We start from the raw sequence: 19,897 nt of genomic DNA, 5'->3' as shown, positions 1-19,897 counted from the left end.
TGTCATTCCGTTTTGTCCGCCCCTACGACGATGGGTGGACCGAGTCCGAGATGCGCGCATGGATACACGCTTCGGAGGTGCTAGGTATCCGCGATCCAGAAAACCTGTATATCGGCGTATGGATGTCTATCGAACTGATCGTGGCAGTACTCGCCTATGTGGTGATCATGAGGCTATGGCGACACTACCGCACGAACTAAACGAAAACCCCGACCGCAAGATAACAGCGGGCCGGGGCTCCCTTTCACCTCAGTCCATCAAAGCGAAGCAGCCGGCGTAAACACCTGCGACGCCACCTCATCCACCGCCTCGCGCGTCAGCTTCACGATTTCATCCACATCACTGCGCGACGTCACCAGCGGCGGCGCAAAGCCGAGAATGTCGCCGTGCGGCATCGCACGCGCGATCAGACCGCGCTGCATCGCGGCAGCCGACACACGCGGCCCGACCTTCAGCGCCGCATCGAACGGCGTGCGGAGATCCTTGTCGGCCATGAACTCCAGCGCTGCCAGCATGCCCGCGCCGCGCACTTCGCCGACGAGCGGATGCGAGTCGAACGCCGCATGCAATTGCTCGAGCAAATAAGCGCCGGTTTGCGCCGCATTTTGCGCGAGGTTCTCGCGTTCGAGAATCTCGAGATTCGCGAGCGCCGCGGCCGCGCAGATCGGATGGCCCGAATAGGTCCAGCCATGCCCCAAAGCACCCGATTCCTGCGACGCCTTATCGATGACGTCCCATACCCCTTCGCTGACGATCACGCCCGACAGCGGCGCATACGCACTGGTCAAACCCTTCGCGACGGTGATCAGGTCGGGTTGAATGCCGTAGTGCTGCGCACCCATCTTCGAGCCGAGCCGGCCAAAACCACACACCACCTCATCGCAGATCAGCAGGATGTCGTGCTTCTTCAGCACCTGCTGGATCGCGGGCCAGTAACCGGCCGGCGGCGGTACGATGCCGCCCGTGCCCATCACCGGCTCGCCGATGAAAGCCGCGATCGTGTCGGCGCCTTCGCGCGCGATCAGCTTTTCGAGTTCGTCGACGCAGTACGCGACGAACTGCGTTTCGTTCATGCCGGCCGGCGCGCGACGATACCAGTGCGGACACACGGTATGCTTGACTCGCTCGATCGGCAGATCGAAGAACTGATGGAAGCTCGGCAATCCCGTCAGACTACCGGTGACGATGCCCGAGCCGTGATAGCCGCGATCGCGCGAAATGATTTTCTTCTTGTTCGGACGGCCCTTCACGTTGTTGTAGTACCAGACGAGCTTGATCTGGGTTTCGTTCGCATCCGAACCGGACATGCCGTAGTACACCTTCTTCATGCCCTGCGGCGACCAGTCGATGATGCGCGACGACAACTCGATGATCGTATCGGTCGAGTGACCGACATACGTGTGGTAATACGCGAGCTTCTTCGCCTGCTCGTAAATCGCTTCGGCCACTTCGGTGCGGCCGTAGCCGATGTTTACGCAATAGAGTCCGGCAAATGCATCGATGAAAGTCTTGCCTTGATGGTCCTCGATGCGGATGCCTTTCGCGCCGGTCACGATCCGGCCCGGCAGCGCGCCGCTCGCGTGGTCGTGCGCGTGCGTCGACGGATGCATGAAATGGGCGCGGTCGGCGTTCAGCAGTTGATCGAATTGAGTCATGGGTCGCTCCTTCGTGTGATGTCTGGATGAATGAATCAGTAGGTTCCGGCCGTTGCGTCGGTCGCCATCGCGTGTGCCGCGACACGAGCGGGGGCGCTGTCGCTGACCGGCAAGCCGAGTTGGCCAAGGCAGAAATAACGTGTCTCGACGAACGGCTCGAAGCCTTCGACGCCGCCTTCGCGTCCAAGCCCCGACGACTTGATGCCACCGAACGGAATCGGCGCGCCGGTGAACTTCGCGCCGTTGATGGACACCATCGCGAAGTCGAGGCGGCGGATCAGTTGAAACACGGTGTTCAGATCTTTCGCGCACACGTAGGCAGCGAGTCCGTACTCGGTGTCGTTCGCGCGCTCGACCACTTCGTCGAGCGAATCGAACGGCGTGACCGCCGAGATCGGCGCGAAATTTTCTTCGTCGTAGATGCGCATGCCGGGCGCCGCGTCGGCGATCACGGTCGGCTCGAAGAACCAGCCGCCGCGTTCGTGCGCCGCGCCGCCTACCGTGATGCGCGCGCCTTTCTCGCGCGCGTCGGCGATGCGCTGCACGGTCGTGTCGAACGCCGCCTGGTGCATCAGCGGGCCGACGTCCACGTTCGGGTCGAATGCGCCGCCCACCTTCAACGCCTTCACGGCATCGCTATATCGCGCGACGAACGTTTCGTACAGCGGACGCGCGACGAAAATCCGGTTCGCCGCGCAACAGTCCTGCCCCGAGGTCTGAAACTTCGCCGCGACCGCGACGCGCACGGCCTGCTCGAGGTCCGCATCTTCCGTCACGATGAAAGGCGCGTTACCGCCGAGTTCGAGCGCGGTCTTCTTGATGCCTGCTTGCGCGGCCGTCTGCATCACTAGCGCGCCGACGCGCGTGGAGCCGGTGAAGCTGACCGAGCGCACGCGGCTATCTGAAACCAGCGTTTGCATCGTCATTTGCGGCTCGCCGAGCACGACGTTGAACACGCCCGCCGGAAAGCCTGCTTCCTCAGCGAGTTGCGCGAGCGCGAGCGCCGAGAACGGCGTTTCGTGCGCGGGCTTCGCGACCACCGTGCACCCAGCGGCCAGCGCGGCGGCGGCCTTGCGCGTCAGCATCGCGCAGGGGAAATTCCACGGTGTAATCAGGGCGGCCACGCCGACCGGCTCGACGATCGTGCCGAGATGCGCGCCATCGATATGCGTCGGGATCGTGCGCCCATTCAGGCGCCGCGCTTCATGCGCGAACCATTCGACGAAGCTCGCACCGTACGCAATTTCGCCGCGCGCTTCGGCAAGCGGCTTGCCCTGTTCGAGCGACAGAATCGCGGCGAGATCCTGCTGATGACGCAGGATCAGCTCGTGCCAGCGCAACAGCAGCGCCGAGCGTTTGGCGACGGGCACCCAGCGCCACGTGTCGAATGCGCGCTGCGCGGCATCGATCGCGGCGGTGATCTGCGCCGCGTCGAGCATCGGCACATGGCCGAGCACTTCCTGATTCGCGGGATTCTGCACCGCGACGCTGGCGGCGCTCGCGCTATGAACCCAGCGTCCATCAACGTAGCACAGCGATTTGAATAGGACGGGATGACCCAGCAACATGACGACCTCCTGTGTGCGATGTCTGCTATCACTGTAGGTCCGGAGGCACTGCGGCTTTTTTTGTTGTCGCTTGTCGAAGACTGCGTTTTTTCTGCAATTGGCCGTATGGCTAGCGATTTTTCGGGTGGGGCTTGTCGTCGTACTTCGACCGCATTTATCGCGCCGCTCAACCGTTGTCGCCAATCGACTGCTCCGCCCATTCGGGCAAGCCTTCGGCTCCGCTTTTGACCACCTTCGTGACGATATAGGTGAAGTACTTTTCGATGCCCAATTCGTCGGTGAGCAACGTATCGATGAAGCGCTGATAGTGGTCGATATCGCGCGACAGCACGTGCATCACATAGTCCACGCCGCCGCCCGTCGCCAGGCATTGCACGACTTCGGGCGCGGCCGCGATGCGCTCTTCGAAGCGCCGCATATCGGGCGCGGTATGACGCGCGAGCGTGACCTCGACCACCACGCGGCTGCCTTTGAACGCGCGCGCCCAATCGATATCCGCGCGATATCCGCGAATCACCCCCTCTTCTTCGAGCCGCTTCACGCGCTCCCACGCCGGCGAAATCGACAGATTGATTTCTTCGGCGAGGCGCGACTTCGTGATGCGCCCGTCGCGCGCGAGAATGCGAAGAATCGCGAGATCGTAGCGGTCCAGTTTCATCGCGCGCTCAGACCGTTACCGGTATGCCGCGTTCGAGCACGTCGGCGACCACCGCGACCGTGTCGCCGCTCCGCACGAGCCCGGGAAAATGTCGCGCGGCCAGCATGCCGCCGCGTCGCGCGCGATATTCGATCGGCGCGGCGCCGGTGCGCTTCGCATCGTAAACCCGCGCGATCACCTCGCCGCTGTCGACCATGTCGCCGAGGTCCTTGCACAGTTCGAGCAGGCCGTCGTGCTCGCTCGTCGTGTAGCAGGTGCTGTCGGGCATATCGAGCAGCGTCGTCGTGCGCGGCGCGCTCGCGCTTGAGTGACCCATTGCTTCGTCTTGCCTGATGATTCCCGCATGTTGCAGAAAGCCGCGCACACCGCGCTCCGTAATCGCAACGCTGTGCATGGTTGCCGTGCCACCACCGCCAAGCTCGGTCGACACGAACACCTTGCCCGCTTCTTCGACGGCCGTGTCGTAGAGACCGACGCTATCGAGTTCCAGCATCCGCATCGAGTACGGGGCGCCGAATGCGCGCATCGCCGCTTCGCAGCGCGCCTGCTGCGTCGCGTCGGGCAGAACGTGAATGGCGGCGAACGGCACGAAGTCGAGCGTGCGCCCGCCCGCATGCAGATCGAGCACATAGTCGGCGAGCGGCAGCAGATAACGCTGAAAATAATCGGCGATCTTCTCGGTCACGGTGCCGTCCGGCTTGCCCGGAAAGCTGCGATTCAGATTGCCGCGATCGATCGGCGACGTGCGCGTGCCCGCGCGAAACGCCGGGAAGTTCATGAACGGCACGATGATGACTCGCCCGCATACGTCGTTGGCCTTCAATGTGCCGGCGAGCTTCGACAGCGCAATCGGGCCTTCGTATTCATCACCGTGATTGCCGCCTGTTAGCAGCGCGGTCGGCCCCTCGCCATTGCGGATCACGGTGATGGGGATCATCTCCGCGCCCCATGCGGAGCCGTCGTGTGAATGTGGCAGCTTCAGGAAGCCGTGCTGTTCGCCGTCGGCGTTGAAATCGACCGTCGGTTGAATCGGGGATGCCCGCATCTGTGCTCCTCCTTCGTGAGCCGCTGGTCGCGGCGTATTGCCGTTCATCGCGCGTCATTTCACCGGCGCGTCGTTGCCAAATGTCGTTCCCGCCTTCGCGGCACGCGCGCGCTGCAATGCGAGCGCGGCAATCGCGGTGTCCTGTGCGCCCGTCCCGGTCAGATCGCAGATCGTCACGTCGGCGTCGCTCTCGCGGCCCGTGGCCTGTTTCGCGATCACCTGACCCAATTCGACGACGGGCGCATCGTCACGCATCGCGCCCGCGGCGAGCGCGTGATGCAGTTCGCCGAGCACCCGCGTTTGCTGCGCGCGGTCGCACACGTAGCGCGCCGCCGCCAGCGCGGCTGGTGAGATTTCGTTCTTGTGCTCGGCGTCGGAGCCCATCGCCGTGATGTGGAGGCCCGGATGCAGATCGGCGGCTTCGATCAGCGGCGTGCGGCTCGGCGTCGTCGTGATCGCCACGTCAGCTTCGACGAGCGCATCGTGAACGCTGGCCGCGACGTCGCATCGCACGCCCAGCGTGTTGTTCACTTCCGCGCAGAAACGTAGCGCGCTCGCCGCGTCGCGTGCCCAGACGCGCACGTGTTCGACGCGGCGCACCAGCATCAAGGCCCGCAATTGCAGACGCGCCTGCTCGCCCGCGCCGATCACCGCGACTCGCGGCGTGAGCGGTTTCGCGAGCCAGCGCGCCGCGACCGCGCCGGCGGCCGCCGTGCGTATCGCGGTCAGATAGCCGTTGTCCAGCAGCACCGCTTCGGTTAGCCCAGTCGTCGCCGACAGAACCAGCATCAGGCCATTCAGGCTCGGCAAACCGAGTGACGGATTGTCGAAAAAGCCCGGACTAACCTTGATCGCGAAGCTGTCGAGGCGAGGCAGCCATGCGGTCTTCACGTCGACTTCGCCGTTGTGCGCGGGCAGATCGAGCCGCAGGATTGGCGGCATCGCGACCGCTTCGGTCGCGAGCGCGACAAAGGCGGCTTCGATCTGGTCGATAGCGGCGAGATCGAGCGGCACGAGTTTGCGAAGCTCGGCTTCGCCAAGGAGTGTGATCGAGGTCATGATGCGGTGTGTGAGTTCGATGGCGTAGCGGCTTGCGATGTTTCATTGCCGACGATCCGCCGATGCAGATCCATATCGATGTTCGCGCCCGTCACGACGAGCACGAGCGGCCCGCGCGCGATGCGTTCAGCGGGCAGCGCGCGGTCGAGCACGGCGGCAATCCCCACCGCCGCCGCGCCTTCGACGACGAGCCGCTCCTGCCGATACGCATGCGCGATGCCACGCGCGATCGACGCCTCGTCGAGCAGCACGGTCTCGTCGATCAGATCGCGCGTCAGCGCAAACGTGTAGCGGTTTTCGAGTCCGATGCCGCCGCCGAGCGAATCGGCAAGTGTGTCGAGTTCCTCGACCAGCACCGGCTGACCGGCGGCGAGACTCGCATGCATCGCGGCGCCGCGCGCCATTGTGACGCCGGTCAAACCGATCGCGGGATTGGTGGTTTTCGCCGCGAGCGCGATGCCCGAGAACAGGCCGCCGCCCGACAACGGCACGACGATGTTCGCCACCTCGGGCAAGGCCTCGACGATTTCGAGCCCGATCGTGCCCTGTCCGGCGATCACGTGCGGATCGTCGAATGGCGGCACGTAGGCATAGCCTTCGTCACGCGCGAGCCGCAAGGCTTCGTGCTCGGCTTCGTCCTGGCTTTGACCGGTAATCCGCACGTGCGCGCCAAGCGCGCGCACCGCGTCGACCTTGTTCGCGGGCACGAGGCGCGACAGACACACGGTCGCTTCGATACCGAGCGTGCGCGCCGCATGTGCGACCGCGCGGCCATGATTACCGGTCGATGCGGTCACGACCCGAGTGCAACCCCGTTCGGCCAACTGCGCGAGCGCATTGGTCGCGCCGCGCAGCTTGAAGCTGCCGGTCGGCTGCACGGTTTCGAGCTTCAGATAGACCGGCGTGCCCGCGTGCGCCGACAGGCTCGGCGATTCGACGAGCGGCGTACGGCATACGCGGCCGTCGATACGGCTGCGCGCGCGGTAGATGTCGGCTAACGACAGATCGGCTGACGGTGGAACGGACATGCACGAGGCCCTGCATCAAGGAGGTCGATTCGAGATTCGATGCGGGCACGGCTATCGCAGACAAACCAGACATTCGCGGCCGCATCGCTTTCCATGCAGCCCAGTCTAGTGTTCTAAAAAAGGATTTTTATTGTCCTAGTTCATTTCGAGCAGCGCGTTACGCAATCCGCGCACCTGCGCAATCAGTTGAAATCGTGCACTTGCGGGTATTGCTCGAACACTTCGCACATCGTTTCGAGCGCGGCTTTATAGGTGTCCTCGCTGACCTCCGCACCGACGCAAACGCGCACCGCGTTGGGCCGATCCGCGTCGCGCACGAGGAACGGATCGGGCGACGTTACCGCGATGTCGCGGTTGCGCAGTTCGCGCACCAGCCGATCGGTGCGCCAGTGATCGGGTACCCGCAGCCACGCCGACAACGCCTGCGGATGCGAGCCGAGCACGTATTTACCGAGCGTCTGCTGCAATTGCGCCTGACGCCGACCGAGCCGTTCACGCTGGATTTCGACGAGCCGCGCGGCGGTGCCATCGACGATCCAGCGAGTCGCAACCTCGGCCATCGGCGGCGTCGCCATCCAGCTGCTGACGCGCAGCACGCTTTCGGCGCGCAGCGCGAGCCGGCGCGGCGTGGTCATATAACCGATGCGCAAGCCGGCCATCACCGACTTCGTCAAACTGGTGCAGTAAAACGAAAGCTCGGGAATCAGGCTCGAAATCGGCGTGGCATGTTTGGCGGGCAACGGGCCGTACACGTCGTCCTCGATCACGTAGACGCCATAACGTTCGGCGATTTTCGCAATCGCGCGACGCCGCGAGTCGGGCATCAACGCGACGGTCGGATTGTTCAGCGTCGGCGTGCAGACGAGCGCCGAGATGCGCTCGCTGTCGCACATCTCCTCGAAGTGCTCCGGGTGAATGCCGTACTCGTCGATTTCGAGGCCCTTTAGCGTGAAGCCGAGTACGTTGGCCGAACCTATCACGCCGTGATCCGTCAAGCTTTCGCACAGCACGGTGTCGCCCGGCCCCACCAGCGAAGCGAGCGCGAGAAAGATGCCGTGCGCGGCGCCGTTGGTGACGAGCAGCGTATCGGCCGAAGCCGGCATGCCGAGCGACGCGAGCCACGCGACGCCCGCCTGGCGATGATGCTCGAAGCCAGCGATCGGCCGGAACGCGCGGATCCACGGTTGATCGTCGAGCGTCGACAGCGTCGCGCAGACCTTGCGCCACATCGCATCGTGCTCGGGCGTATGAATGATGCGCGCGATCGAAAAGTCGACCACCGAGCGCTCGGCCGTATCGAGCATGTAGCTCGACATCGTTTCGGTGACGCGCGCCGCGACGAAGCTGCCGCGCCCGACCTCGCAGCGGATCAGTCCCTGACGCTCCAGCTCCTTGTACGCGTTGGTCACGGTCTGCACGCTGATCGCGAGGTCGGCGGCGACGTCGCGCTGCGGCGGCAGGCGCGCGCCCGGCGGTAGCGACGCGCTTTCGATGTCGCCCGCAATCGCCTTGACCAGCCGCTTGTACTTCGATTCCACGCCGTGCACCGCGCGCACGGCCTCGCGCCATTGCTCGATCACTGCTGCTCCTCCGTTGTGGCGGACACTGGCTCCAGATGGAGTCGCGTCGTCTTGCCCGATCTCCATAGTGAGGCCAGAACGGGGCGGAAAAATATTGTCCTAGAGCAATTCGCGGAAAAAATTGCGGGTAGGCCAAGATTTGAGTCGATCCCGCCTGACATGCTCACCGTCGAGCCAGCGTTCGCAACACGCCTACTTATATCTCCCCGAGCATTTGCCATTCGCGACTATTCGCAATCTTCGAGGCCCATATGAAAGAAAGCCTCGCTATCGTTTAGGAGTATGGGATAAGACGCGAGGTTGCGATCAGAGAGCCAGCGAGTTGCGTCGCACCCGCAATGAAAAGCTGCACTCCTTTCTCATCGAGTGCGCGCAACGGCATTTTGTTCCGATTGGCGTCGCGCATGGGTCGGTTGCAATGCCTGGCGTTTCGATACATCGACACGTTCAGATCAACTATTGTCGGGCGCAGGGACGGCACTGCGAGGGTGGTGACATGACCGCGTGGACTCGCCGAGACATATTGCGCGCAACCGCTTTGGCCGCGGCGGCGGGGGTAGCGGCGTAAGTTCATGCCCAGCATGGAAACATGGGGCCAGTCAGACCGCCGGTCCGCCTCACGGATGTTTCGGTAGTCGACCAGACTGGCACGACCCGAACGCTCGAAGCGTTGTTGCGTGAAGGCATCACCGCGGTGCAGACGATTTACACCGGTTGCAGTTCGGTTTGCCCCCTACAGGGAACGCTATTCGGCGCCGTTCAGGAGCGGATGCTGCAAGCCCGTACACGCTATCCCGTCCGCTTGCTGTCGATTGGAATCGACCCATTCGGCGATGTACCGTCCGCGTTGCGCGCATGGCTCGTGCGTTTCAATGCCGGTCCGCGATGGAATGCGGTCGCGCTGGCGCCAGATGACGTCGACCGGACACGAACTGAGTTGGCGGGGAGCGCATCGCTGCCACGCAATGTCGCCGATCATTCGACCCAGGTCTATTGCTTCGATCACGACGCGTTGTTGCGCTGGCGCAGCGCTGATCTTCCGCGAGTCGAAGAAGTTTGTGATGTTCTCGGTGTACTGGGAGTTTGAAGTGATTTGCCTAACCAAAGTTGCCGATCACACCGGCCATGTCATGTAACCCGGAAGAGGGGGCGTCGCGATGAATCGGAATCTGTTTCCAGCAAATTATCCAAAGTCGTCAGCAACGGACAAAAAGACGTTGGCCCTGATCGTCCTCGGGTCGATGTTGATTGCGACGAGCGGGGATGTAACAGCGCAGACCACGCCGCCGTCGCAGTGGTCTGCACCGATTGCTTTGCCACTCGTGCCGGTGGCAGCGGCTAATCTGCCGAATGGAAAGGTACTCGTCTGGTCGGCTGATAGTCCGCTGGATTTTACCGGCGGCGAAGTGACTTTGAGCAGGCACGAGAACAACGGGGGCACCTATACGGCGATCTTCGATCCGGTGGCGCAAACGAGCACGCAGGTATTGGTCACCAATATCGGCCACGACATGTTTTGTCCTGGAATCGCCAATCTTCCCGACGGTGATATCCTGGTGACGGGTGGATCGAGTAGCGCCAAGGTCAGTGCTTTTAACCCCGCCTCAGGACACTGGACCTCCTAGAAACCGATGAACATCCCCCGAGCCTATCAAGGCAGCGTGACATTGAGCAACGGTGATGTGTTTGTGTTGGGGGGCTCATGGAACGGTGGGCTGGGAGGCAAGAGCGGAGAAACCTGGAGCAAATCGGGCTGGCGACAGAACACCGCGGTCACTGCCAACTGGGGCGACCCTGACGTCACAGACGATGCGGAGGGAATATATCGTGCGGACAACCATATGTGGTTGTTCGCGGATTCCAACGGCACGGTTTTCCACGCTGGACCGAGTCGAGCCATGCAGTGGATCGGCACCGCCGGCACCGGCAGCATATCGGCGTCGGTAAATCGCGGCGCTGACAATGACGCGATGACCGGCAACGCGGTCATGTATGACGTCCGCAAAATCCTCGCGGTCGGTGGTGCGCCTGACTACGGAAACGACTACGCGACGTCGAACGCGACATTGATCGATATCAGCAGCAGAGCGGCGAACACGCGCACGATCGCGCGATTCTGGAGTCGCCGTGCCCGGTTACTACATGTTATTCGCCGTCGACGCGAACGGGGTACCGAGCGTCTCAACCACGATTCGAATCCACTGATGACACGCGCCTTGAATCGGGCCGCCTTTACGCTCTGCGTGACGGCGGCCCGATTTCTGGTTGCCGTCAAACCGGCGGCACATGGCATGGATTCATCGCGATACCCTCAAACAAACGCGACAGACCTTCAGCGCTTCAGGTCAGTACTCTGAATGACGTCGCGACAACGACTATATTCCAACTCTGCCTTCCGGCTGATCGCCCGCAACGTGCGTGATGAAATGTCCCGTTCGTGCGTGGCTGTTTCAGGCTGTCCGGACCATCATCCTGACCTTGCCTTCTGCAGCATGGGCTCCCCGGTCATCCCCGCTGGGATTGCCGGGACAAACGTCGTTACGGTCTTCACGACAACGATAGCGACGAAGATTGAGGTTTGGCGTAACCACGTCGGCTCCCGGGCAATGGTCATGCAGCAGAAGACCCAACGACCGGTCCAGTTCGAGATCACCGAGCCGACTCGTCAGAGCAAACTGGCGATTAGAATAAAGGGCATCGTTTTGCCCTGTGAAACCGAAACTTCCAGGAGCTTGTCCATGTCCGCACCGAGAATCAGCGTTCTGTTGCCGATCTACAAGGTCGAGGACTATATCGAAGACTGTCTGGATTCCCTGCTGTCACAAACCTGCACCGATTTCGAAATCATCGCCGTCGACGACAGCAGCCCCGATCGCTCAGGTGAAATCGCCGCTCGCCTGCTCGCACAACAGGATCGCATTCCGTGGAAGTTGATCAGAAACACCGACAATAAAGGGCTCGCCGAAACGCGAAAGATCGCTGCATCGGAAGCGCGGGGCGAGTACGTGCTCTGCGTTGACAGCGACGACCACGTCCATCGCGATCTCATTCGCACCGTGCTGCGCGAAGCCGACCAGTACGACGCTGATGTCGTCATTTTCGCCGCCGAACACGTCAGCCCCGATGGCGTCGTCAACGATCGCATCGACTCCGGCGACTGCATCATCACCGGCGTGGAAGCCGTCCAGAAAATTATGGAACTGAAGCTGCAAGCCTTTTGCTGGAACAAACTCGTGCGCCGGTCCATCTTCGTCGCAGCCGAGCATCCATGCGGCCTTATCTACGAGGACCTTTGCGTGTCGGTGCAGACGCTCGCCACCGCGAAAATCGTGCGGCTCATTCCGGACAAGCTTTACTCATACATGTTCCGCGAATCGGCAATCTCGAGACGCTTCAACCCGCACGTCGTCGACCTCTTTGTCATCATTGACGGGGTTGAAAAACGTACCGCGCGTCCCTCCCGATTCCCGACTACAAGCGTCTCTTCTTCCGGCTCAAATACGTCTTCGGATACCGCACGATCGCGTTTCAAGCGGCCACCACCGCGCCGAGCTACCACCTCGCGAGCCCAATTCTATACAGCGTTTCGAAGAAACTGCGCGTGAAGGACCTGCTCGGTATGTATACCGACGGGCGGCCGAAGCTGTCCGTCGTCATGACCATGCTCAAGATCCATCCATGGATCTTCTATTGCTTCGTGAGACGCTTCAATCGCCGCTGACTCAGCAGAATCGGCCATCTGGCACATAACGCTGAACGCGTTGGAAATGCACGCACAACGCTACGGCAAGCGCCGGGAACATGGATTGCACCCTCAGTCGTACTGCGCATTGAGGGCACGAAGCCGCAGCGTGCGCAACGACTGCTGCGGAACTGATTGATACCGGGGCCCCCGGGAATTTGAAATCTATTTTAAGTGCTTATTAATGACAGGTCGGGTCACGCCAATTGACTGCTGTCGATCGAATTGAGTGCGTCTGCGCTTGTTCATGGCGGTGACTACGCACATACGACATATATGATGGACTAAGGCCGCGCTTGTCCAGGAACGGGATGCATCACTGTTGGTAGTCTCGGATGAAAATCGCAACGCACTATCGGGGGTTTCCTCGGCCGACGAAGCCGGGAAGCCGGGGCGCCAGGACTAACTGGCGTCGGCTTGATCGGGCACCCGCTTCCGCGGAAGCCTTACGCGCACTCGCCAGGTGGAATGAAAGACACGTTTCCAGGCGGTCCTCAATCGATGTATTGAAAACGGGCTAACTCATGGCGAATCCACTCCGACAGAACATCGTCGCGCTGACAATTCTGCAAATAGCCAACATGCTGCTGCCGCTTGCAACATTTCCCTACCTGTTGCGCGTTCTGCGCCCGGGACACTTTGGAGCATACGTCTTCGCGCAAGCCATAGTTGGCTATCTCGTGCTGCTGACGGAGTACGGTTTTAACTGGTCATCGACTGCCTACGTCGCACGGGTTCAAAATGATCGGTACGCGGTATCGAAGATCTTTTGGGCAACGCAAGGCGCAAAGGCGCTTATCGCTGTGGTCTACCTCGCCATCCTGCTGTTAGCGGCTTTCTTCGTAGCAAGACTGCGCGAATTGCTGCCGATTTTGCTGGCTACCTATCCGCTCGTTATTGGAACGGTGCTGTTTCCACAGTGGCTTTTCCAGGGCCTGGAGCGGATGATGTTTACAACGATCTCGATCTTGAGCGCGCGGTTGCTACTGCTTCCGCTAACGTTCTTCCTGGTGCACTCGCCGGCCGACACGTGGATCGCCTCGCTTATCAGTTCGACGAGCATGGTTGCTGCCGGACTCGTCGCATCGATCCTGATCGCAAAAAACGGGATGATTATCGCGATGATGCCGAGCAAGGCCGACATCATCGAGGCGCTTCGTGAAGGCTGGCACACGTTCATTTCCACGGCCGCGATCAGTCTGTACACAACCACCAATAGCGTGCTTGGATTTCTTGCCGGAGACGTCGCTGTCGGCTACTTTGGCGTAGCCGACAAGATTCGGAACGTCGCGCAAGCGCCGCTTGGACCGCTCTCGAACGCAATATACCCGCGTGTGAGGGCACTCTTTTCCGAAGACTCCGCAAAGGCGTTTGCGCTGGTGCGCAAGTTGTTTTACTTGCTGGGCTCGACCATGTTACTTGCTTCGGTCGCGCTTTGGGCCGGCGCCGAGTTGATCGTTCGTATCGCAATGGGCCCCGGGTACGAACCGGCCGTCGTCGTCCTGAAGTGGATGTCCCTGATGCCGCTGCTCATCGGTCTGAGCAATGTATTCGGTATTCAGGTGATGCTGCCGCTCGGCATGAAGAAGAAAGTCAGCGAGATACTAATCGTCTCCGGCTTTTTCAATCTTGCCCTTCTCTTTCCACTTGTATCGCTTTACGGCGCTCAGGGCGCGGCAATGTCTGCCCTCGCCACCGAATTTGTCGTCACGACCTCAATGGCTCTCTACCTGATCAAATGCGAAGTTCCTGCTTTCCAGACGAGGATGCACAGAGATGAAATATGACTTCCTTATCGTAGGCGCCGGCTTTGCTGGCGCAGTCTGTGCCGAACGCCTGGCGGCAAGCGGGAAGCGCGTGCTCGTCATAGACAAACGGAATCATATAGGCGGCAACGCATATGACCGTGAAGATGAGAACGGCGTGCTGATCCATCCGTATGGCCCACATATCTTTCATACGAACAGCAAGCGGATATTCGAATACTTGTCGGGTTTTACCGATTGGCGCTTCTACGAGCATCGCGTAAAGGCTTGTATAGACGGGGATCTCTATCCAATACCGATCAATCGCACGACGATCAACACGTTATACGGCCTCGATTTGAACGAGCAGGCCACCGTGGCGTTCCTGGAGTCGGTACGTGAACCGCGAGAAACCATCTCCACCAGCGAGGACGCCGTGCTCGGCAGCGTTGGCCGCGATCTATGCGACAAATTTTTCCGTGGCTACACGCGCAAGCAATGGGGACTCGATCTGTCTGAACTGTCTGCGGGTGTCGCTGCGCGAATCCCAACCCGTTCGAACGACGACGACCGGTACTTCACCGATACTTTTCAATTTATGCCGGCGCAAGGCTACACCGCGATGTTCGAAAAGATGCTTGGCAGTCCAGATATCGACGTACGACTGTCGACCGACTATAACGAGGTGAAAGCGAGTATCGAATGCGGCCACCTTGTGTACACAGGACGGATCGACGCATATTTCGGCTATCGCTTCGGCAAGCTTCCGTACCGCAGCCTGCACTTTCAACACCAGCATCTGAGCGACGTGGAGCGCTTTCAACCGACAGGCACAATCAATTATCCGAACGATCATGAATATACAAGGATTACGGAGTTCAAGCACCTCACAGGGCAACAGCATCCGGGGACTTCGATTGTAAGAGAGTATCCGCGAGCCGAAGGCGATCCGTACTACCCGATTCCACGCAAGGAAAACGAGGCATTGTTCATGCGCTACAGCGCGCTTGCTGAGACAGTTGCCGATATCACTTTTGTGGGCAGGCTGGCGCAGTATCGCTATTACAACATGGACCAGGTCGTTGGTGCGGCGCTCAAGGCCGCAGAAGGACTCATCCAGGGAGCGTGAATAAGGGAGTTCTAGCTGGCAAGCGAGAGCTTGCCTGGGATTGACTGGAACAATTCGGAGCATATGGTTGAACGTGTCTGCCTTCGCCTGCGCATGGGCGCGCCATAGTAGTTGTTTCATGGTTTCGCGCGATCGGCGTCGGTCAAATGCAATTCTTCGCGGTGACTGTCTTTCCGTGTCCCGTAGTCTGCTCTCAACGCATAGGGAGATTGAGAGATGAAAAAGTACCTGGTCGTGCTGAGGTGTGGAGACCGCTCCTTGCATCCGCAATGGTTCAGCGGCGGAAAGACTCCGAGCTTTGATTTGATGCTGAGTTACTACGGGAACAACGAAAATTATGCGGACGTCTTTGCTAAAACCATACATCGATTCAAAGGAACGAAGTGGGAAGGTCTTCACGACTTCATGTTGCGAAACGCCCAATCGATCTCGCAATATCGCTACATCTGGCTCCCGGACGACGATATCCTGACGGACGTTCAAACGCTGAACGAGTTCTTCGAGTACGTGGACCGAGAGAATTTCGCGCTCGCGCAACCGTCTCTCGACGAGAGAAGCTACTTCAGTCACTCAACGACGTTGCAAAACAGGGCGTTCGAATTTCGCGAAACCAATTTCGTGGAGGTGATGGTGCCATGTTTCTCGTCGAATGCTTTGCATGCGATCAAAGACAGCTTTGAACGAACCAAAACCGGCTGGGGTCTGGATTACCTGTGGCCCAAACAGGTCGCTTCACTGGGGAAGGTTGGCATTGTTGACCGTTTTGCCGTGTTCCATACACGCCCGGTCGCTTCGGCTGACCACAGCATGGCATGGTCTGAACTGAATCAGACGCTCGGGCAATACGGGATGCGCGCGTCGATAAAGGTCCGGCGGGGCAGAACACGCGATGCAGGCAAGACATATGCGAGCGGTCGACTCGGCAATCCCACGTTGTTCATCCACGCAGTAAAAGGCAGCCATCCTGTGCGACGGAAAAATGTCATCGCTTATATGGGGTTGTTGAAAGAGTATCTTCCGTGGCTGCACTATACCAAGCGCAAAACGCAGCCATACTATCGGGCTCCGGATAGACGTTCAAGCCCTTTAAAGTGATAACGCGGGTGATTGAGTTGAATGCTGTATCGCTGCTGCGGTGCATTGACCGTTAGCCAAAGCACACCTGCAACCAAAAATTGTCCTGGAGCAATTCGCTGAAAAAAAAGCACGGGAGAAGCGTGAAGGGCCGAGCATCCTCTCAAGCCGCCAGCGCAACATCGACGGCGCTCAGGTAATTCCGAAAACCGGCCTCGTGCAGCGCCATTCGCACCCGCGCGAGTTCGCGCAGCGTGCGTTCGCCACCAGGGTCCGGCAGCGCGTGTGCGAGCGCCCGGCCACGCGCTGTAAAAAGCTCGGCCCAAGGCAACGGTTCACGCTGGGTGTAGTTCTCGAGTTCCTTCGCGTAACGCAACATGCCAGCCGCGTCGCCCGCGGCGAGCATCGCTTCGATGGCGTCGCGGTAAAACCACAGATGATTGTGGCCGACCGCGCCGAGCCGCAGCAGCGCTTCGCCTTCATCGAGCAACCGCGCACGCTCGACGTTCTCGTCTACTGCGCGGCTCAACGCGCTCAGAGTCTTGGGTCCACAAAACTGCGTGCCGACCTCGCGCGAGATCGCGATCGCCTCGCGAAGTTTCTTTACCGCTTCGCTTCTGGATCCGCTGTCCAGCAACAGCCGCCCCTGCATCTCCAGATTTTGCGCCTCGAAGCGGCGGGCGCCGAGTTGTCTGATCAGCCGCAGTTCCCGCTCCAGATGCAGGCGAGCGGCCTGCTCATCGCCCAGTTCCTGGCAGGCGAACACGCCCAGCGTCTCGCACAGCAATTGCGCGCGCGGCTGCCCGATCAACGCGGCCGCGCGTGCCGCAGCAATCGCGTCCTCGCGTGCCTGCCGTGCGTCGTTGAGATAGATCCTGCTGAAGCCTTGCATCGGACGATTGGCCACCTCGATTCGGCCGAGCCCGTGCTTGCGGCTGAGCGCCACGCATTCGCTGAAATGGCAAAAAGCGGTTTGCATGCGTCCTTGTGCGTACGCCGCATCCGCCAGGCCGCCGAGCGCGCGAGCTTGCGCCTCCGGCATCCCAAGGCGCCGTGCATAGGTCAGACCTCGTTCATGCTCGGCGCAGCAGACGTCGATCTTGCCAAGCGGAAAAAGGATGTTGCCGCGCAGGTGGTGAAGGCTTGCCAGGTCGGCCACCCGGCCGCCGCGTTCGGCAATCGTCTGCGCGTCCGCAAGCAGGGCGAGCGCCTCGTCGAGACCTTCGTTCACCCGGAGCCCTTCCGCGAGCCCGAGCTGGCAGTCGCAGCGGGCGTCATCGTCGGGGGCAGCCGCGAGCGCCGCGCGGTACGTGGCGATCGACCCCGCAATATCGCCCAGATCGCGCTGGAGCTCGCCGATGGCGCAGCTCAGCGCGTGGCGGTCGGTGTCCGTCTGCGCGATCTCGAGGCCCCGGTCGGCCAGCCGCAGCGCCGCCTCGAAACGATGGGCGGCGCGCTGCGCGAGCGCCGCGGCGAGATAGGCGGCGGGCGCGCGCTCGTCCTCCGCCCGGTCGAGGTGCTGCGCGTGCAACGTCGGATCGCTATGTGCGAACCATTCGGCGGCGCAGCGATGAAGCTCGCGCCGGCGCGCCCGCAATAGCGTCGCCCATGCGCTCTCCTGGATCAGCGCATGGGCGAACAGGAAATCCTCGCCCTCGGGTAGAACCAGCGCATTGGCGAGCAGGCCGTCGCAGACGTAGTCAGGATCGTCGATGAGCCGGCGCAACAACGCCAGGTCGAAACGCTGACCGATGACGGCAGCCGCCTGGAATGCCAGGCGGTCACGTGGCGCCAACCTGTCCATCCGCGCGAGCACGAGGCTTCGGATCGACGCGGGAACGTTGCCGCTGCTGCCTTCCTCGGCATTGCGCAACAGTTGCTCGAGGAATAGCGGGTTGCCTGCCGCCCGCTCGATGCAGGCGAGCGCGACGCGCTGTGTTGCGTCGATGAAATTGCTTGCGAGGTTGAGTGCCTCATCCTTGCGGAGCGGCCCGAGGTCGATCGTGGCAAACGGGGTGTCGCGGCAGCGTGCGCGCCAGGCTGCATCGATCGGATCGCCTTCCACACGCGAAGTCGTCACGAGTAAGCCCGTTCCATCGACGATGCCCGACGCGAAAGCCGCAAGATAGCTGAGCGCTTCGCGGTCGGCCCAATGCAGATCTTCGACGACGATCATCGTCGCGGATCGCCCGCAGGCGTCCTCGGCCAGTCGTGCGGCGAGCGTCTGCTTGCCACGCTGGCGCGCACCGTGATCCATTGCGTCGTACAGCGCTTGCCACTCGCCGCTTTTGGGCAGATCGAGGAAATCCTGAAGAAACACAAGCTGCTCTTCGTTCACGACATCACGGGCCGCGGCACGCGCGACGGCGGCTTGCCGGGCGTCCGCCGATGCACTGGCCGGCAGGCCGAGCAGGCTGGCGACGATCGCGCGCACCGGGTCCTGCCCCTTGCCAACACCGAAATCGAGCACGAGGCTTTTATGCAGCGTGAAGCCCTGGGTCTGCGCGTAGCGGCGCATTTCGTCGACGAGCCGCGTCTTGCCGATTCCGGCTTCACCTCGTAGATGGAGAACATGGCCGGCGCGCCTCGCCATGCATGCGTGGACGATTCCGTGAAATTGCTCGAGTTCGGCTTCACGGCCGACGAAGCGGCTTCGGTTCGTCGTCACGGGTTCGCTCGCGATGGCAACGAGCCGCCAGGCCCGTACCGGCGTGTCGATGCCCTTGAAGAACTGCTCGCCGATCGCCTCGCACACGACGGCATCGTCGAGCAGGCGCGCCGACTCGTCGGAGATCCAGGTCTCGCCGGCGGGTGCGGCGGCCACCAGCCGCGCGGCGAGGTTCACCGGATCGCCGTGCACCGTGTAGTCCTGGGTGTCGGCGCGGCCGAGCGCACCGGCGACCACTTCGCCGCTCGCGATGCCGATGTGTGCCTGCAAAAGCCGCCCGGCCTGCGCGCCGAGTTGCGTCAGCCCGTCGTGGATATCCAGCGCCGCCCGGGCCGCGCGCAGCGTGTCGGTCTCATGCGAGCGCGGCGCGCCGAACAGCGCCATCACAGCATCGCCGATGTGCTTGTCGATCGTGCCGCCATAGGCGAGGACGACGCCGTCGACCAGCGCCGTGTAGCGGCCGATCAGCGCGCGCAGGTCTTCGGGGTCGAGCGAGCGCGACAGCGCCGTGTAGCCGCAGAGATCGGCAAACAGGATCGTGACCTGCCTGCGCTCGTCAGCAGGCGCAGCGGTGGCGGCGGCCGTCTGCGGCGGCGCCGATGCGCTCGTCACCGGTTGCGCGGCCGCCGCGGCCGCCAGGATGCGCTTGCGATGGCCGAGCGACTGCACCCCGAGTTCCTTCAGATCAGCATCGCTCAACTGCGCGAGCAGTGATACGTCGATGTCGTTCGCCGCGAATGCTTGAGCGTACTGCTCGAGTCCGAGACGCTGCAGCCATTGCGCGATGTCCATATTCGTCGCCTGCATACGATGCCAGCCGGCACACGCGACTGTGCCGCACCAGTTTGGCGCTGGCGCGGCACGATACGCATAGGTCAGATGAAACCCGGGCGCAGCACTCGGCGATGCAATCGGCCCCAGGTCGCCATTCAAGCTGGCCGATGAA

General features: G+C 61.6%; 15 protein-coding genes and 1 pseudogene. 8 read left to right on the top strand and 8 right to left on the bottom strand.

Translation table 11 applies throughout. The features are described from left to right. The first annotated feature begins 50 nt into the window (after positions 1–50). Positions 51–200, top strand: a complete 150-nt coding sequence (locus OKW43_RS06995; RefSeq protein WP_429446140.1) for a hypothetical protein — start codon at positions 51–53, stop codon at positions 198–200. A 57-nt stretch (positions 201–257) separates the two neighbouring features. Here OKW43_RS06995 and OKW43_RS06990 read toward each other — a convergent pair whose 3' ends face one another. From OKW43_RS06990 to OKW43_RS06960, 7 genes are all read right to left on the bottom strand, one after another. Then, positions 258–1,655, bottom strand: coding sequence for an aspartate aminotransferase family protein (locus OKW43_RS06990; RefSeq protein ID WP_187634338.1), 1,398 nt, complete (start codon positions 1,653–1,655; stop codon positions 258–260). A gap of 35 nt (positions 1,656–1,690) precedes the next feature. Next, entirely contained in the window at positions 1,691–3,223 is a 1,533-nt protein-coding gene (locus OKW43_RS06985) for an NAD-dependent succinate-semialdehyde dehydrogenase (RefSeq protein WP_429446137.1), read from the bottom strand. 166 nt (positions 3,224–3,389) lie between these two features. Continuing rightward, complete coding sequence (locus OKW43_RS06980; RefSeq protein ID WP_429446134.1) at positions 3,390–3,881, bottom strand: Lrp/AsnC family transcriptional regulator; 492 nt, start codon at positions 3,879–3,881, stop codon at positions 3,390–3,392. A 7-nt stretch (positions 3,882–3,888) separates the two neighbouring features. Further along, positions 3,889–4,926, bottom strand: coding sequence for a N(2)-acetyl-L-2,4-diaminobutanoate deacetylase DoeB (gene doeB, locus OKW43_RS06975; protein WP_187634335.1), 1,038 nt, complete (start codon positions 4,924–4,926; stop codon positions 3,889–3,891). 54 nt (positions 4,927–4,980) lie between these two features. Beyond that, positions 4,981–5,985 (bottom strand): cyclodeaminase, encoded by a 1,005-nt coding sequence (locus tag OKW43_RS06970; protein WP_187634334.1) that lies wholly within the window; start codon positions 5,983–5,985, stop codon positions 4,981–4,983. Then, entirely contained in the window at positions 5,982–7,013 is a 1,032-nt protein-coding gene (gene eutB, locus OKW43_RS06965) for a hydroxyectoine utilization dehydratase EutB (RefSeq protein WP_187634333.1), read from the bottom strand. The genes OKW43_RS06970 and eutB overlap by 4 nt, the downstream gene beginning before the upstream one ends. 182 nt (positions 7,014–7,195) lie before the next feature. After that, a complete protein-coding gene (locus OKW43_RS06960) occupies positions 7,196–8,593 on the bottom strand; it encodes a PLP-dependent aminotransferase family protein (RefSeq protein WP_187634332.1) in 1,398 nt (465 codons plus the stop codon). A 589-nt stretch (positions 8,594–9,182) separates the two neighbouring features. Between OKW43_RS06960 and OKW43_RS06955 the strand changes: the two genes are divergently transcribed. From OKW43_RS06955 to OKW43_RS06925, 7 genes and pseudogenes are all read left to right on the top strand, one after another. Beyond that, positions 9,183–9,680, top strand: coding sequence for an SCO family protein (locus OKW43_RS06955; RefSeq protein WP_281393960.1), 498 nt, complete (start codon positions 9,183–9,185; stop codon positions 9,678–9,680). A 70-nt stretch (positions 9,681–9,750) separates the two neighbouring features. After that, positions 9,751–10,218, top strand: a complete 468-nt coding sequence (locus tag OKW43_RS06950; protein WP_429446129.1) for a hypothetical protein — start codon at positions 9,751–9,753, stop codon at positions 10,216–10,218. A gap of 6 nt (positions 10,219–10,224) precedes the next feature. Beyond that, positions 10,225–10,950: a hypothetical protein gene (locus OKW43_RS06945; RefSeq protein WP_429446126.1), complete on the top strand. Its 726-nt coding sequence runs from the start codon at positions 10,225–10,227 to the stop codon at positions 10,948–10,950. 381 nt (positions 10,951–11,331) lie between these two features. After that, a pseudogene (locus tag OKW43_RS06940) lies at positions 11,332–12,314 on the top strand (glycosyltransferase family 2 protein). 545 nt (positions 12,315–12,859) lie between these two features. Next, complete coding sequence (locus tag OKW43_RS06935; protein WP_429446123.1) at positions 12,860–14,122, top strand: flippase; 1,263 nt, start codon at positions 12,860–12,862, stop codon at positions 14,120–14,122. Then, the gene (glf, locus tag OKW43_RS06930; RefSeq protein WP_187634328.1) at positions 14,112–15,209 is read left to right on the top strand and encodes a UDP-galactopyranose mutase; all 1,098 of its coding nucleotides are present in this window, start codon (positions 14,112–14,114) and stop codon (positions 15,207–15,209) included. Before OKW43_RS06935 ends, glf begins: the two co-directional genes overlap by 11 nt. A gap of 216 nt (positions 15,210–15,425) precedes the next feature. Further along, a complete protein-coding gene (locus OKW43_RS06925; protein ID WP_187634327.1) occupies positions 15,426–16,304 on the top strand; it encodes a DUF707 domain-containing protein in 879 nt (292 codons plus the stop codon). A 142-nt stretch (positions 16,305–16,446) separates the two neighbouring features. Here the strand turns inward: OKW43_RS06925 and OKW43_RS06920 are convergent, their stop codons facing one another. Beyond that, entirely contained in the window at positions 16,447–19,743 is a 3,297-nt protein-coding gene (locus OKW43_RS06920; protein ID WP_429446119.1) for an adenylate/guanylate cyclase domain-containing protein, read from the bottom strand. Between the last annotated feature and the right edge of the window lie 154 nt (positions 19,744–19,897).

The sequence above is a fragment of the Paraburkholderia sp. WC7.3g genome (assembly GCF_050436345.1).
In the GTDB taxonomy this organism is placed as follows: domain Bacteria; phylum Pseudomonadota; class Gammaproteobacteria; order Burkholderiales; family Burkholderiaceae; genus Paraburkholderia; species Paraburkholderia podalyriae.
Note: the sequence above shows the minus strand (reverse complement) of the source record. Positions and strands in the feature narration are given on the sequence as shown.